This window comes from Pseudomonas frederiksbergensis, from assembly GCF_001952935.1.
Lineage (GTDB): Bacteria > Pseudomonadota > Gammaproteobacteria > Pseudomonadales > Pseudomonadaceae > Aquipseudomonas > Aquipseudomonas frederiksbergensis.
In genome coordinates, this window is sequence record NZ_CP018319.1 from 1,950,073 (window position 1) to 1,966,586 (window position 16,514).

The window sequence follows — 16,514 nt, forward strand, 5'->3', positions numbered from 1 at the left end:
CCCGCTGGACTGCGTAGCAGTCCTTTCTTTTGGGGCCGCTTCGCGACCCAGCGGGAGCAAGCTCCCTCGCCACAATAGCGCCGTCTCAAACAGGTCGGTTCGACATAGCCCCGGCCCTGTCTGGCTCTGCGATGGCTGGTTACCCAGGATCCTCAGAGTCTCACAAGCCCCTCTCGGGAAAGCAGGCAGTGTTAGCGCCCTGACGCACTAGGATGGATCGAGGTTATCCAGCACCCGATTCACCGCCAGCTCCCCCAGCATGATCGACTGCTGAATCCCCAGCAGTGTGTTGCTTTGCGATCCCTCCAGAGACCTCGCGAAATCGCTCGCCATGACGTTGGCTGATGCCAGGGATTCACAGGCGTATGCCAGCAGGGTGTGATTGTCGATATTGGGGGCGATGAGGAAGATTTTGCTTGGTTGGCGTGGAGCATCCGGATCGGTGTCCGGTGAGTTCGATTTATATTCACGCATCATTCGGGTCCTGGAGATTAGAGCTACCACCACATCCCTACTAATAAGATGAGGTGGTAGCTGTGCGCAGGTTAGTAGACCGGGGACCCGTGAGACCGGCGCGCTCGAGAGCACCCTACGCACAGCCACCATAAAGTACAGGGATGGGGATACCTGACAATCTGATGCGCTACACGCCACGGGTAAACACGGGCTACTAAACCCGATCACTGGAAATCAGTGATGCGAACGAAGTTACCGATGGCCCCCAAAGCGCACAAGCCGGCGGATTCTGGAGTAGTTGTAGGCAATGCCGCAAGGCGCTGTGGCCTGTTCAAGGTAGTTCGGAAATGTCTTACACCCTTCAGCGAAGCGTCCGCTTTGGCATAGGCAACTGCAGCTTTTTTGGTGGACTTGCGGACGCTTTCGCGGGCAAGCCCGCTCCCACAAAGTCCAGCAGCGCGCCGAAACAGGTGTTCACACCGCTGAACCCTGTGGGAGCGGGCTTGCTCGCGAATGACTGCGAAGCAGTCACGCCTTCAACGGCTCAACCTTACGCGTCAACAACTCCACAAACGCCTTGGCCATCGGCGACTTCTGATCCTTGCGCTGTACCAGCCACACTGCCGACACGGCCTCAGGATCGAGCAGTGGCCGATAGACCACCCCATCGATGCGCATCCGCTGATAAGACGCCGGCAGCACCGAAACACCCAACCCCGCCGCCACCAGACCAATGATCGTCATCGCCTCGCCCGCCTCCTGGGCAAAGTGCGGGCTGAAACCGGCATCCCGAGCCAGGCTGAGCAATTGTGCGTACAAACCACTGCCATAACTGCGCGGGAAAAATACGAAGGGCTCGAGGGCCAGGGCCGACAGAAACAAGCCCTCTTCGCTGTCGTTCACCAATGGATGCTTGGAGCTGAGCACCGCCACCAGTGGCTCACGCATCAGTTCCACCACGCTGAGCGAGTCCGGTAACCCAAGCGGTCGCATGATTCCTACTTCGATCGACTCCTCCACCAACGCATCGGCGACCTGGGTGCTGCTCATCTCCCGCAGGTTCAGGTGCACCGCCGGGAATCGCTGACGAAATGAAAAGATCGCCTGTGGAATAGTCGAGTTGAATGGCGCCGACGAGGTGAAGCCAATTTTCAGTTCGCCCAGCTCACCCAACTGCGCCCGCCGTGCAACATCCGCCGCTTTGTCGACCTGCGCCAGCACCAGCCGCGCCTCTTCCAGAAACAACCGGCCGGCTTCACTGAGCTCCACCCGACGATTGGTGCGTTCGAACAACCGCGCTCCCACTTCTTGTTCCAGCGCCTGAATCTGCTGGCTCAGCGGTGGTTGCGAGATGCCCAGCACCTGGGCGGCGCGGCCGAAGTGCAGCTCTTCGGCGACGGCGATGAAGTAGCGCAGGTGACGCAATTCCATGAAAACTCCATTAGGTCGTTAAACCTATCAAACAGGTCGAACAATATATTGGATTGAATCATTAGGCGGCTATATGCTTTTTTCATTGCCTGACCGGCTGCTTGTCCCGAGGTCTGAAGTGAAAACTGCTGTCGCCCCACTCGCTCATGAAGTTCCGCCCGCCGCGGTGGACGATGTTATCGCCGAATTAAAGGAGATCTACATCGAAAAAGGCACGCCAATGTTCATGCGTACCGTGCTGGCGCTGTTCTGCGGCGGCTTCGCGACCTTCGCCCTGCTTTATTGCGTGCAGCCGATGATGCCGCTGCTGTCCCATGAGTACGCCATCAACGCCGCCCAGAGCAGCCTGATCCTGTCGGTCGCCACCGGCATGCTCGCCATCGGCCTGCTGATCACCGGCCCGATCTCCGATCGCATCGGGCGCAAACCGGTGATGGTCGCCGCGCTGTTCGCCGCAGCGCTCTGCACCATCGCCAGTTCAATGATGCCGAGCTGGCACGGCGTGCTGGTGATGCGGGCGCTGATTGGGTTGTCATTGAGCGGCCTGGCAGCGGTCGCCATGACTTACCTGAGTGAAGAGATCCACCCGCAGCACATTGGCCTGGCCATGGGTTTGTACATCGCCGGCAACGCGATTGGCGGGATGTGCGGACGCTTGATCACTGGGGTGTTGATCGACTTTGTCAGCTGGCACACGGCGATGCTGGTAATCGGCGGCCTGGCCCTGATCGCGGCGGCGGTGTTCTGGAAAATCCTTCCCGAGTCGCGCAACTTCCGCGCCCGCTCTTTGCACCCGCGTAGCCTGATTGACGGCTTCACCCTGCACTTTCGTGACGCCGGCCTGCCGCTGCTATTCCTTGAAGCCTTCGTGCTGATGGGCGCGTTCGTCACCCTCTTCAACTACATCGGCTATCGCCTGCTGGCCGGGCCGTACCACATGGACCAGGCCTTCGTCGGGCTGCTCTCGGTGGTGTATCTGTCGGGTATCTACAGCTCAGCGAAAATCGGCTCGTTGGCCGACCAGCTCGGCCGTCGCAAAGTGCTGTGGGCGACCATCGTGCTGATGATCGCCGGCCTTGCGCTGACCATGTTGACGCCGCTGCCGCTGGTGATCATCGGCATGTTGATCTTTACCTTCGGTTTCTTCGGCGCCCATTCGGTGGCGAGTAGCTGGATTGGGCGTCGGGCGATCAAAGCCAAGGGGCAGGCGTCGTCGCTGTATCTGTTCAGCTATTACGCCGGCTCGAGCATTGCGGGGACGGCTGGCGGGTTTTTCTGGCACATGGGTGGCTGGAACGGGATCGGGTTGTTTATTGGCGGGTTGCTGGTGATTGCGCTGTTGGTGGCGTTGAAACTGGCGAAGTTGCCGCCATTAGGCGGTGTAAAAGCCTGAAGCAAAACCCTGTGGGAGCGGGCTTGCTCGCGAAAGCGGTGTGTCAGGCAACATCAATGCTGACTGACACTCCGTCTTCGCGAGCAAGCCCGCTCCCACATTTTGACCGCGTACGATCTGATATCTCATACAAAAACGCCCGGCATAAGCCGGGCGTTTTTATTGGGAGACGATCACTCGTGATACTGCGCCGACAGTTCATGCACCGCGCGCAGGAAGGCGCCGGCGTGTTCCGGGTCGACTTCGGGCGTGATGCCATGGCCAAGGTTGAACACGTGGCCGCTGCCCTTCCCGTAGCTGGCGAGGATGCGGCCGACTTCGGTGCGAATGGCTTCTGGCTTGGCGTACAGCACGGTCGGGTCCATGTTGCCTTGCAGGGCGACTTTGCTGCCGACGCGATCACGGGCGCTGCCAATGTCGCAGGTCCAGTCCAGGCCCAATGCGTCAGCGCCAGCGTCAGCAATGCTTTCGAGCCACAGGCCGCCGTTCTTGGTGAACAGGATGACCGGCACTTTGCGGCCTTCGTGCTCACGGATCAGGCCGCTGACGATTTTGCGCATGTAGGCCAGGGAGAATTCCTGGTACGCCGCCGCCGAAAGGCTGCCACCCCAACTGTCGAAGATCTGCACCGCTTGCGCCCCGGCCATGATCTGGCCGTTGAGGTAGCTGGTGACCGTCTGCGCGAGTTTGTCCAGCAACAGGTGCAAGGCTTGCGGGTTGTCGTAGAGCATGGTTTTGGTCTTGCGGTAGTCTTTCGACGAGCCGCCTTCGACCATGTAGGTGGCCAGGGTCCATGGGCTGCCGGCGAAGCCGATCAGCGGCACACGGCCGTTCAGTTCGCGGCGGATGGTGCTGACCGCGTCCATGACGTAGCCGAGGTCTTTGTGCGGATCAGGAATCGGCAGCGCTTCGATGTCCGCCATCGTGCTGATGACTTTCTTGAAGCGCGGACCTTCACCGGTTTCGAAGTACAGGCCTTGGCCCATGGCATCGGGAATGGTCAGGATGTCGGAGAACAGGATCGCCGCGTCCAGTTGTGGGTAGCGGTCGAGCGGCTGCATCGTGACTTCGCAAGCGAACTCCGGGTTCATGCACAGGCTCATGAAGTCGCCGGCCTTGGCACGGCTGGCGCGGTATTCCGGCAGGTAGCGACCGGCCTGACGCATCATCCACACGGGGGTGACGTCTACGGGTTGCTTGAGCAGGGCGCGAAGGAAACGGTCGTTCTTCAGGGCAGTCATGTCGGCATCCGGAAAAAAAGTGCGGGCATTTTCTCAGAGCGCGACGCAAAAGGCACGGTTGCAGGTCAGCCTTTTGTCTATCGGGGCAATTTGTCGCGGTGGAACACTGTATTCGCAACACCGAGAAACAACTGTGGGAGCGGGCTTGCTCGCGAAAGCGGTGTGTCAGGCAACATCAATGCTGACTGACACTCCGTCTTCGCGAGCAAGCCCGCTCCCACATTTTGACCGTATTCCAATCTCAGGAAGTGATCAGACGCCCAGGTAATCCAGGATCCCTTCGGCGGCGTTGCGGCCTTCGAAGATCGCCGTCACTACCAGGTCAGAACCGCGAACCATATCGCCACCGGCGAAGATTTTCGGGTTGCTGGTCTGGTGCTTGTACTGACCTTGCTCCGGGGCCACGACGCGGCCCTGGCTGTCGGTCTGGATGCTGTGCTGTTCGAACCACGACGCCGGGCTCGGACGGAAACCGAACGCGATGACCACGGCGTCAGCCGGGATGATCTCTTCGGAACCCGGGATCGGCTCGGGGCTGCGACGGCCACGGGCGTCCGGTTCGCCGAGACGGGTCTCGACCACCTTCACGCCTTCGACGCGGTCTTCACCGACGATCGCGATCGGCTGGCGGTTGTAGAGGAATTTCACGCCTTCTTCCTTGGCGTTCTTCACCTCTTTGCGCGAGCCCGGCATGTTCGCTTCGTCACGACGATAAGCGCAGGTCACCGACTTGGCGCCCTGGCGAATCGACGTACGGTTGCAGTCCATCGCCGTGTCGCCGCCACCCAGTACCACCACCTTCTTGCCTTTCATGTCGACGAAATCTTCCGGCGACTTTTCAAAGCCCAGGTTGCGGTTGACGTTGGCGATCAGGAAATCCAGCGCGTCATGCACGCCCGGCAAATCCTCACCGGCAAAGCCGCCCTTCATGTAGGTGTAGGTGCCCATGCCCATAAACACGGCATCGTATTCTTCGAGCAGTTGCTCGACGGTCACGTCCTTGCCCACTTCGGTGTTCAGGCGGAACTCGATGCCCATGCCGGTGAAGACTTCGCGACGATTGCTCAGCACGGTCTTTTCCAGCTTGAACTCGGGGATGCCGAAGGTCAGCAAGCCGCCGATTTCCGGGTTCTTGTCGAACACCACCGGGGTCACGCCGCCGCGTACCAGCACGTCGGCACAGCCCAGGCCTGCCGGGCCTGCGCCGATCACCGCAACACGCTTGCCGGTCGGTATGACCTTGGACATGTCCGGGCGCCAGCCCATGGCGAACGCGGTGTCGGTGATGTACTTCTCGACCGAACCGATGGTCACCGCGCCGAAACCGTCGTTGAGGGTGCAGGCACCCTCGCACAGACGATCCTGCGGACACACCCGGCCACAGACTTCCGGCAGGGTGTTGGTCTGGTGCGACAACTCGGCAGCCTGGAGGATGTTGCCCTCGGCCACCAGCTTCAGCCAGTTCGGAATGAAGTTGTGCACCGGGCACTTCCATTCGCAATACGGGTTACCGCAACCCAGGCAGCGGTGGGCCTGATCGGCCGAGTGCTGGGGTTTGAAGGGTTCGTAGATCTCCACGAACTCTTTCTTGCGTTGACGCAACAGTTTCTTCTTCGGATCCTTGCGCCCGACATCGATGAACTGGAAGTCGTTATTCAGACGTTCAGCCATTGTTAAAACCTCATCAAACTCTTCAGGCGCATATCACTGCGGGTTGGCACGGGTGCTGGAAAGCAACGATTTCAGGTTGGCAGCCTTGGGCTTGACCAGCCAGAAACGACGCAGATAGTCATCGAGGTTTTCAGCGAGGTTACGACCCCACTCGCTGTCGGTTTCCTCGACGTATTCGTTCAGCACGCGTTGCAGGTGGCTGCGATAGGCTTCCATCGCCTCACCGCTGATCCGCTGGATTTCCACCAGTTCGTGGTTGACCCGGTCAACGAAGGAGTTGTCCTGGTCGAGCACGTAGGCGAAACCGCCGGTCATGCCTGAGCCGAAGTTGTAACCGGTCTTGCCCAATACGCAGACGAAACCACCGGTCATGTACTCGCAGCAGTGATCGCCCGTGCCTTCCACAACCGTGTGAGCACCGGAGTTACGCACCGCGAAACGCTCGCCTGCGGTGCCGGCGGCGAACAGCTTGCCGCCAGTGGCGCCGTACAGGCAGGTGTTGCCGATGATGGCACTGTCCTGAGTCTTGTAGACACTGCCCTTGGGCGGAACGATGACCAGTTTGCCGCCGGTCATGCCTTTGCCGACGTAGTCGTTGGCGTCGCCTTCCAGGTACATGTTCAGGCCACCAGCGTTCCACACGCCGAAGCTCTGACCGGCCGTCCCTTTGAAGCGGAAGGTGATCGGCGCATTCGCCATGCCTTGGTTGCCATGCTTGCGAGCGATTTCACCGGAGATCCGCGCGCCGATCGAACGGTCGCAGTTGCAGATATCCAGCGCGAAATCGGCGCCGCTCATGTCGTTGATGGCCGAGGTGGCCATCTCGACCATTTTCTCGGCCAGCAGGCCTTTGTCGAACGGTGGGTTGCGGTCGACCTGGCAGAACTGAGGCTTGTCCGCCGGGATGTGATCGCTGCCCAGCAACGGCGTCAGGTCCAGGTGTTGCTGCTTGGCGGTCTGGCCTTCGAGGATGTCCAGCAGATCGGTACGACCGATCAACTCTTCGAGGGAGCGCACGCCCAGCTTGGCCAGCCACTCACGGGTTTCTTCGGCGACGTAGGTGAAGAAATTCACCACCATGTCGACGGTCCCGATGTAGTGATCCTTGCGCAGCTTCTCGTTCTGAGTCGCGACGCCGGTGGCGCAGTTGTTCAGGTGACAGATGCGCAGGTATTTGCAGCCAAGGGCGATCATTGGCGCGGTGCCGAAGCCGAAGCTTTCAGCGCCGAGGATCGCTGCCTTGATCACGTCGAGGCCGGTTTTCAGGCCACCGTCGGTTTGTACCCGCACTTTGCCGCGCAGATCGTTGCCGCGCAGGGTCTGGTGGGTTTCGGCCAGGCCGAGTTCCCACGGGGCGCCCGCGTATTTGATCGAGGTCAGCGGCGATGCACCGGTACCGCCGTCGTAGCCGGAAATGGTGATCAAGTCCGCGTAGGCCTTGGCCACACCGGCAGCGATGGTGCCGACGCCCGCTTCTGCAACCAGCTTCACCGAGACCAGGGCCTTCGGGTTGACTTGTTTCAGGTCGAAAATCAGCTGCGACAAGTCTTCGATCGAATAGATGTCGTGGTGCGGTGGAGGCGAGATCAGGGTCACGCCCGGCACTGCATAACGCAGCTTGGCGATCAGACCGTTGACCTTGCCGCCAGGCAGCTGACCACCTTCGCCGGGCTTGGCGCCCTGAGCGACTTTGATCTGCAACACTTCAGCGTTGACCAGGTATTCCGGGGTCACACCGAAACGGCCAGTCGCGACTTGTTTGATTTTCGAGCTCTTGATGGTGCCGTAACGCGCCGGATCTTCGCCGCCTTCGCCGGAGTTGGAACGCGCACCGAGGCGGTTCATCGCTTCGGCCAGGGCTTCGTGAGCTTCCGGCGACAAGGCGCCGAGGGAGATACCCGCGGAGTCAAAGCGCTTGAGCACCGATTCCAGCGGTTCGATCTCGCTGATGTCCAGCGGCGTGTCCAGGGTCTTGACCTTGAACATGTCACGGATCATCGACACCGGACGGTTGTCCACCAGCGCCGTGTATTCCTTGAACTTGCTGTAGTCGCCCTGCTGCACAGCGGCTTGCAGGGTGTTGACCACGTCCGGGTTGTACGCGTGATACTCGCCACCGTGGACGAACTTCAGCAAACCGCCCTGCTGGATTGGCTTGCGCGGGCTCCAGGCTTCGGCCGCCAGGGCTTTCTGCTCGGCTTCGATGTCGACGAAACGCGCACCTTTGATGCGGCTTGGCACGCCACGGAAGCTCAGCTCGCAGACTTCTTCGGACAGGCCAATGGCTTCGAACAGCTGCGCACCGCGGTACGAAGTGATGGTCGAGATACCCATCTTCGACAGGATCTTCAACAGGCCTTTGGTGATGCCTTTGCGGTAGTTCTTGAACACCTCATAGAGGTCGCCCAGCACTTCACCGGTACGGATCAGGTCGCCCAGCACTTCGTAGGCCAGGAACGGATAGACCGCCGAGGCGCCGAATCCGATCAACACGGCGAAGTGGTGCGGATCGCGAGCCGTCGCGGTTTCCACGAGGATGTTGGAGTCGCAACGCAGGCCTTTTTCGGTCAGGCGATGGTGCACCGCGCCGGTGGCCAGGGAAGCGTGGATCGGCAACTTGCCCGGGGCAATGTGACGGTCACTCAGCACGACCTGGGTACGACCGGAGCGCACGGCTTCTTCAGCCTGATCGGCCACGTTGCGGATCGCCGCTTCGAGGCCGACGCTTTCGTCGTAGTTCAGATCAATGATCGCGCGCTCGAAGCCCGGACGATCGAGGTTCATCAGCGAGCGCCACTTGGCCGGGGAAATGACCGGCGAGCTGAGGATCACGCGCGAGGCGTGTTCCGGCGACTCCTGGAAGATATTGCGCTCGGCACCGAGGCAGATCTCCAGCGACATGACGATGGCTTCACGCAGCGGGTCGATCGGCGGGTTGGTGACCTGCGCGAACTGCTGGCGGAAATAGTCGTACGGCGTGCGCACGCGCTGGGACAGCACGGCCATCGGCGTATCGTCGCCCATCGAGCCGACGGCTTCGTAGCCTTGCTCGCCGAGCGGACGCAGCACCTGATCACGTTCTTCGAAAGTGACCTGGTACATCTTCATGTACTGCTTGAGCTGGTCAACGTCGTAGAAGGCCGAACCGTGGTCGTTGTCTTCCATGGTCGCCTGGATGCGCAGGGCATTCTTGCGCAGCCATTGCTTGTACGGATGACGCGACTTCAAGCGGTTGTCGATGGCATCGGTGTCGAGGATCTGGCCGGTTTCGGTGTCCACGGCAAAGATCTGACCCGGGCCAACGCGGCCCTTGGCGAGCACGTCTTCAGGCTGGTAGTTCCAGACACCGATTTCCGAGGCCAGGGTGATGAAACCGTTTTTGGTGGTGACCCAACGCGCCGGACGCAGACCGTTACGGTCGAGCAGGCACACCGCGTAACGACCGTCGGTCATGACCACGCCGGCCGGACCGTCCCACGGCTCCATGTGCATCGAGTTGTATTCGTAGAACGCACGCAGGTCCGGGTCCATGGTTTCAACGTTCTGCCACGCAGGCGGAATGATCATCCGCACGCCACGGAACAGGTCGATGCCACCGGTGACCATCAACTCGAGCATGTTGTCCATGCTGGAGGAGTCGGAACCGACACGGTTGACCAGCGGGCCGAGTTCTTCCAGGTCCATCAGGTCATTGGTGAACTTGGTGCGACGGGCCACGGCCCAGTTGCGGTTACCGGTGATGGTGTTGATCTCGCCGTTATGCGCGAGGAAGCGGAACGGCTGGGCCAGCGGCCATTTCGGCAGGGTGTTGGTCGAGAAGCGCTGGTGGAACACGCAAATCGAGGTCTGCAGGCGCTGGTCGCTGAGGTCTGGATAGAAGGCGGTCAAATCCGCCGGCATCATCAGGCCTTTATAAATGATGGTCTTGTGCGAAAAGCTGCAGACGTAGTGATCGGCGTCGGCGGCGTTGGCCACGGACGAGCGACGACGGGAGGTGAACAGCTTGACGGCCATGTCCTGATCGCTCAGGCCATCACCGGCGATGAACACTTGTTCGATCTGCGGCAGGCGCTCAAGGGCCAGGCGACCGAGGACGCTGGTGTCGATCGGCACTTTGCGCCAGCCGACGAGGGTCAGTCCAGCAGCGAGGATCTCGCGGTTCATGTTCTCGCGAGCGGCTTCGGCTTTGACCGGGTCCTGGTTGAAGAAGACCATGCCCACTGCATATTGCTTGGGCAGTTCGACGCCGAAGGTTTCCTGGGCGATGGCTCGCAGGAACACGTCCGGCTTTTGAATCAGCAGACCGCAACCGTCACCGGTCTTGCCGTCGGCGTTGATCCCACCGCGGTGGGTCATGCAGGTCAGGGCCTCGATGGCCGTTTGCAAAAGGGTATGACTGGGCTCGCCCTGCATATGGGCTATCAGGCCGAAACCGCAGTTATCCTTGAATTCATCTGGTTGGTACAGACCTGCTTTCATAGACACTTTCTCACCAGGCTGCCTCTTGTCGAGGCAAATTTCTTTTCAATTCAACCACTTACCATCCGCGCCGAACGTACGCCAGCTTTGCGGGGGCAAAAGGGAGGTCATTGTACACACCGACACGGAGGCTCACAAATTTGACGACGAACTGTCGCAAATCTATGTCGCATTTGTGAAAGGTTTAAAGCGATATGCTGTGCTAGTCAAAACTTTTTTAATTTTGACCGCAACGACTCAAAGACTACTGTGACGCAGACACCACAAGGCACGCGGTCTGTAGAGACGGCATGCGCTTGTAGAAATTTTGAGGTGCTTGGAGAGGCGGCCTGGGTAAGGCCGCCGAATCTTCAGCGAGTTGTTGCCAGTTCCTGTTGGACGCTGGCGACAGTGCGAGGCCAAGGTTTACCAGCCTGAACCTTCGCTGGCAAGGCCTTGATAGCGGTAACGGCTGCATCGCGGTTGGCGAAGCTACCGTAGGTGATGACGTAAAGCGGCTTGCCGTTGAGGACTTTCTTGAAATAACGGTACTCGCCGCCCTGCTCCTTGACGAAGGATTGCGCGGCCGCTTCGGAACTGGTGCCGAGGATCTGCACCACGTAGTTACCCGGCGCTTGCGCTGAGTACCAGGTGCCGCCCGCAGCCTTGGCCACGGTGGCTGGTTTCTCGGCAGGCTTGGCGGCTGCGGCGGCTGGCTTGGCTGGCACTGGAGCGGGAGCCGGCTTCACGGCAGGCGCAACCGGGACTGGCTTGGCCGTCGCGACCTGAGTCGGCGCAGGCACAGGCTTGGCGGCAGGTGCCGGTGTCGGTGCCGGGCCAGGCTGGATGCCCGCAGGCGGCGCGGTGGTCGTCACGGTCGGCGGTGTAGCGCTCGAACCTTCGACCGGCACACCGTCATCGCCTTCGGTGATGCCACCGGCGGCTTCGGCCAGCGGACCGCGCATGACCGGCTGCGAGTTGCCGACCAGCGGCAATGGCATCGGCTGCGAGTTACCGGCGAATTCGACGGCAGGCGCGCCGCCGCTGTCAGGTTGTGGCGTGCCCTGGCCGAGCGGCAGTTGCGCCTGTTCATTGGCAGGTGCGCCGGTGGTCGGTGCTTTGCTGCGACCCGGCATCAACCAGGCGGCGGCTACCGCGACCACGACAACGGCGGAAATCGCCAATACGTGTTTCTTCGGCATGTTGAACCCCATACTTGGACGCTTCACCGCTGAGCGGCTGGCAATCATGGCTTCGATCATTGCATCGCGGGCAACCTGGTTGATGGTGCCAGGCCAACCGTCGGAGCTTTCGTGAATATCAGAGATCTGATCTGCGGTGAAAAGTTCGATACCCCGGCCGGCGCCTTCGAGACGCTGTTCCAGATACTCGCGGGTTTCTTCTTCGGTGTAAGGCTGCAACTCGATGACGTGGAAACGCTCTTCCTCGAGGCTCAGCGCATCCAGTTGAGCAATCAGCGACGACTCGCCGAACAGGAACACATGCGGGCGACCTTCCGGTGCACCGGCAGCCAGGGCCAGCAAGGCTTCCAGCGCGGATTCGTCAAGCTGCTCGGCGTCATCCACCAGCAAATAGACTTCCTGCCCCGTCAACGCAAGTTGCACCACTTGGGCCAGAATCGCGCCGATCTCGGCCTGGGCGACGTTCAGCGCCTGGGCCACCTGACGCAGCACGCCGGCCGCATCACCGGCGCCACGGGCGGAAACCACCACGCTCTGCACCGACTGTTTGTTGGTGCTGGCCACCAGGGCCTGACGCAACAGCGTCTTGCCACTGCCTTGCGGGCCGGTGACAACCAGCAACAACTGACTGTAGCGCGCCAGGTGATGCAGTTGCCCCAGCACCGGTTTGCGCTGGGCCGGAAAGAATTTGAAGCCAGGCACCCGTGGAGAAAAAGGGTCATGACTCAACTGGTAATGGCCGAGGAAAGCCTCGTCGGCGTGCAAACTAGTCATCGGGATCTTATTAACCTTTAAGCTGAGCCAGAGCGCGGTAATCCGCTCCCAGCGTGGCCTGTAAAACCTCTTTCGGATAATCGTCGGTCACCACCGCTTCGCCCATGTGGCGCAGCAGCACCAGGCGCAAACGACCGTCGATCACTTTCTTGTCAATTGCCATGTGTTCGAGAAAATCGGCTTCAGTCATCTCTTCTGGCGGGATAACCGGCAGGCCGGCACGCTGGAACAGACGAATGCCGCGATCGCGTTCCTGTTCGCTGATCCAGCCCAGGCGCGTGGACATTTCCAAAGCCATTACGGTGCCAGCAGCGACCGCCTCACCATGTAGCCAGACACCATAGCCCATGTGGGTTTCGATAGCGTGGCCGAAGGTGTGACCCAGGTTGAGCGTGGCGCGAACACCGGTCTCCCGCTCGTCGGCACCGACCACCGCAGCCTTGGCCGCGCAAGAGCGCTCGATGGCGTAGGTCAGGGCGACCTGGTCCAGGGCGCGCAGGCGATCGACGTTGTCTTCGAGCCAGGTCAGAAACGGCTCGTCGCAGATCAGGCCGTATTTGATGACCTCGGCAAGCCCGGCGGAGAGTTCCCGGGCCGGCAGGGTATTGAGGGTCGCGGTATCGATCAGCACCACGTTCGGCTGATAGAAAGCGCCGACCATGTTCTTGCCCAACGGATGGTTGATCCCGGTCTTGCCGCCCACCGAAGAGTCGACTTGCGACAGCAGCGTGGTGGGGATCTGGATGAAATCGACACCACGCTGATAGCAGGCGGCAGCAAAACCGGCCATGTCGCCAATCACGCCGCCACCGAGGGCGATGACCGTGGTACGGCGGTCGTGTCGCGCAGTCAGCAGACCGTCGAAAATCAGTTGCAGGGTTTCCCAGGTCTTGAACGCTTCACCGTCCGGCAGCACCACGGAAACCACCGAGAACTGCGCGAGGCTGCGGGTCAGACGCTCGAGATAGAGCGGCGCAACGGTCTCGTTGGAGATGATCGCCACTTGCCGTCCGCGGATATGCGGGGCCAGCAGCTCCGGCTGATCCAACAAACCTTCGCCAATATGAATCGGGTAGCTGCGCTCGCCTAGATCGACCTTGAGTGTCTGCATGTGTCCCCACAGTGAAGATGGAATCAGGCGTCCTGCCTTGAGTTAACGTATGTCCACAGCGTCTGCTGCTGTGACGCCGTTCGGTAGCCATCTGCCACAACCTTGAGCGGCCACGACAGGACGCCGAGGATAGCGCATTTCGCGCTGCGCTTTAACGGGGAGGTAGCTGCTGCAAGCGTTCGAGAATATCGAGCACGACCATACGCGGCGGCCGCTCATCGGTTTCCACCACCAGATCGGCGATTTCCCGATAGAGCGGATCGCGTATCGCCAGCAGATCCCGAAGGGTCTTGGCCGGATCGGCAGTACGCAACAGGGGGCGATTGCGATCGCGGGACGTGCGGCCCACTTGCTGCTCGACAGACGCATGCAGATAGACCACTCGCCCCCCGGCGTGCAGCGCCCGGCGATTGGCCTCGCGCATCACCGCGCCGCCACCGGTCGCCAGCACCACGCCGTCGCACCCGCACAGCTCGGCAATCATCGCCTGCTCGCGGTCACGAAAGCCCGGTTCGCCTTCCTTATCGAAAATCCACGGGATATTGGCGCCCGTGCGCAATTCAATTTCCTTATCGGAATCTTTGAACGGCAGGCGCAGCTCTTTGGCCAGCAACCGGCCGATGGTGCTTTTTCCAGCCCCCATCGGTCCAACAAGAATCAAATTTCGCACAGAATCAACGACTCACAGCAATCGCCTGGTTATTCATGATACGCGGTGTGAGAAACACCAACAGCTCGGATTTTTTCTCCGAAACCACGTCACGCCGGAAAAGGCGGCCAAGATACGGCACATCGCCGAGAAATGGCACCTTATCTACAACCTTGCTCTGAGTATTTGAGAAAACCCCGCCAATGACGATGGTCTCGCCGTCGTTGACCAGGACCTTGGCATTGACCTCGTTTTTCTTGATCGGCGGCACATCCTGCACCTTGTTCAGGTAGTCCGGTTCGTCCTTGGTGACCTTGACCTCCATGATGATCCGGTTGTCCGGCGTGATCTGTGGCGTCACTTCCAGAGACAGCGAGGCCTCCTTGAACGACACAGACGTTGCGCCGCTGGAGCTGGCTTCCTGATAGGGAATCTCCGTGCCCTTGAGGATTTTCGCGGTCTCCTTGTCCGAGGTGACCACCTTGGGCTGCGAGACGATTTCGCCGTTGCCGGTCTTCTCCATGGCCGTCAGCTCGAGATCCAGCAACACATTGTCGGTGATGAAGGCGATCCCGAGCCCCGAGGTATTGCCGGCGGCACCCAGATCGACGAATGGCGAGTTGGTGCTGGTGCTGCCAGGCGTACCGATGGTCGATGAAGCATTCGCCCCACTATTACTGACACCCGAGGTGTTCCAGTTGCCCTTGTTCTGGATCGATCCGCCCCAGCGCACGCCGAGGCTTTTGTCATAGTCGACGTTGGCTTCAACGATCCGTGCTTCGATCATCACCTGACGCACCGGGATATCCAGTTGCGCGACGATACGGCGCAGTTCGTCGAGGCGGTTCTGGGTCTGGTAGGCAATGATGTTGTTGGTACGCTCATCCACGGTGATCGAGCCCCGCTCGTCGACTTTCGACTCGACACTGGTGACCGACTGGAACAGCTTGGCGATATCGGCAGCTTTGGCGTAGTTGACTTGCAACAGTTCGCGACGCAGGGGCGCCAGGTCAGCTATCTGCTTTTGCGACTCCAGTTCCTGACGCTCGCGGGCGGCAATTTCATCGGCCGGCGCCACCAGCAAAACGTTACCAATCTTGCGTTTATCCAGGCCCTTGGTTTTCAACACCAGATCCAGCGCCTGATCCCACGGTACGTTCTGCAAGCGCAGGGTGATGCCGCCCTGCACCGTGTCGCTGGCCACCAGATTGAGGTTGGTGAAATCGGCGATCAGTTGCAGCACCGAACGCACATCGATGTCCTGGAAATTCAGCGAGAGCTTTTCACCGGTGTAGGCGAAGCGTTCGGTGTTGCGTTTCTGCAAGTCATCGGCGGTCATCGGCCGGATGCTGACGGTCAGCTTGTTGTCGGTCTGGTAAGTCGAATAATCAAAGGCGCCGCTGGGTTCAATGCTGATCGTGGCCCGATCGCCCGTGGCGCTGGCGTTGACGAACTGCACCGGGGTGGCGAAATCCTTGACGTCCAGACGAACACGTAACGGTTCAGGCAATCGGGTCTTGGGGAAACCGAGAATGATCTTGCCGTCGCGCTCCTGAATGTCCGGGGCAATGGAAGGGTCCGACAGATCGATGACCACATTGCCCTCGCCTTGGGTGCCGCGCTGGAAATCCACACCCCGGATGGCCTTGCCTGCCGGCGCATAGGCTTTCGCCGGGGCTGGCGTTGCAGTCGCTGCACGCGGCGCTTTGGGCGCCGGGCTGGAGGCCGTTTTGTTGGCACCTTGCCCGACTACCACCAACAGCGTGTTGCCTTCGACCCGTGCGTTGTACGGCGTCAACTGGGTCAGATTGATGATCAGCCGCGTACGGTCCTTGGCTTGCACCACCGTGGCGCTGCGGGCATTTCCGCCGCCCAGTTCACGATTTTTGCTTTTCAACTGACTGACGACACCAGGCAGATCCAGCGCAATCCGTGCCGGCGATTGCGTGGTGTAACCCTGAGGCGACGGTGGTGGCCCATCGAACGACAACTTCAACTCGACGCGGTCCCCCGGCAACGCCGCAACATCCAGCGCTTCAAGGTTGGCCGCTAGTACCATCGGCGACAGCAACGCTATCCATAGCGAAGTACCGAAGGTTGAGAAAATCCTGTTCATTATTCGAGTTCC

General features: G+C 60.4%; 10 protein-coding genes. 1 reads left to right on the top strand and 9 read right to left on the bottom strand.

Annotated features, from left to right (window positions below; translation table 11 throughout):
• Positions 1 to 207 precede the first annotated feature (207 nt).
• Together PFAS1_RS09075 and PFAS1_RS09080 are read right to left on the bottom strand one after the other, a co-directional pair.
• Positions 208 to 474, bottom strand: coding sequence for a DUF6124 family protein (locus PFAS1_RS09075; protein WP_076028931.1), 267 nt, complete (start codon positions 472 to 474; stop codon positions 208 to 210).
• A 510-nt stretch (positions 475 to 984) separates the two neighbouring features.
• On the bottom strand, positions 985 to 1,887 hold the full coding sequence (locus PFAS1_RS09080; protein ID WP_076028932.1) for a LysR family transcriptional regulator: 903 nt from the start codon (positions 1,885 to 1,887) through the stop codon (positions 985 to 987).
• A 118-nt stretch (positions 1,888 to 2,005) separates the two neighbouring features.
• On the opposite strand from PFAS1_RS09080, the gene PFAS1_RS09085 reads away from it, so the two are divergent.
• Positions 2,006 to 3,280: an MFS transporter gene (locus PFAS1_RS09085; RefSeq protein ID WP_076028933.1), complete on the top strand. Its 1,275-nt coding sequence runs from the start codon at positions 2,006 to 2,008 to the stop codon at positions 3,278 to 3,280.
• 173 nt (positions 3,281 to 3,453) lie between these two features.
• On the opposite strand, the gene hemE is transcribed toward PFAS1_RS09085, so the two are convergent.
• From hemE to pilQ, 7 genes are all read right to left on the bottom strand, one after another.
• Positions 3,454 to 4,521 (bottom strand): uroporphyrinogen decarboxylase, encoded by a 1,068-nt coding sequence (gene hemE / locus PFAS1_RS09090; protein ID WP_008149581.1) that lies wholly within the window; start codon positions 4,519 to 4,521, stop codon positions 3,454 to 3,456.
• Positions 4,522 to 4,773: 252 nt separating this feature from the next.
• A complete protein-coding gene (locus PFAS1_RS09095; RefSeq protein ID WP_008149580.1) occupies positions 4,774 to 6,192 on the bottom strand; it encodes an FAD-dependent oxidoreductase in 1,419 nt (472 codons plus the stop codon).
• Between the two features lie 33 nt (positions 6,193 to 6,225).
• Positions 6,226 to 10,671, bottom strand: coding sequence for a glutamate synthase large subunit (gltB, locus tag PFAS1_RS09100; RefSeq protein ID WP_076028934.1), 4,446 nt, complete (start codon positions 10,669 to 10,671; stop codon positions 6,226 to 6,228).
• A gap of 350 nt (positions 10,672 to 11,021) precedes the next feature.
• On the bottom strand, positions 11,022 to 12,626 hold the full coding sequence (locus PFAS1_RS09110; protein WP_076028935.1) for an AAA family ATPase: 1,605 nt from the start codon (positions 12,624 to 12,626) through the stop codon (positions 11,022 to 11,024).
• Between the two features lie 10 nt (positions 12,627 to 12,636).
• Complete coding sequence (aroB, locus tag PFAS1_RS09115; protein WP_033055371.1) at positions 12,637 to 13,737, bottom strand: 3-dehydroquinate synthase; 1,101 nt, start codon at positions 13,735 to 13,737, stop codon at positions 12,637 to 12,639.
• A 151-nt stretch (positions 13,738 to 13,888) separates the two neighbouring features.
• On the bottom strand, positions 13,889 to 14,407 hold the full coding sequence (gene aroK, locus PFAS1_RS09120) for a shikimate kinase AroK (protein WP_010464421.1): 519 nt from the start codon (positions 14,405 to 14,407) through the stop codon (positions 13,889 to 13,891).
• A 4-nt stretch (positions 14,408 to 14,411) separates the two neighbouring features.
• Positions 14,412 to 16,502, bottom strand: coding sequence for a type IV pilus secretin PilQ (gene pilQ / locus PFAS1_RS09125; protein WP_076028936.1), 2,091 nt, complete (start codon positions 16,500 to 16,502; stop codon positions 14,412 to 14,414).
• Positions 16,503 to 16,514 lie beyond the last annotated feature (12 nt).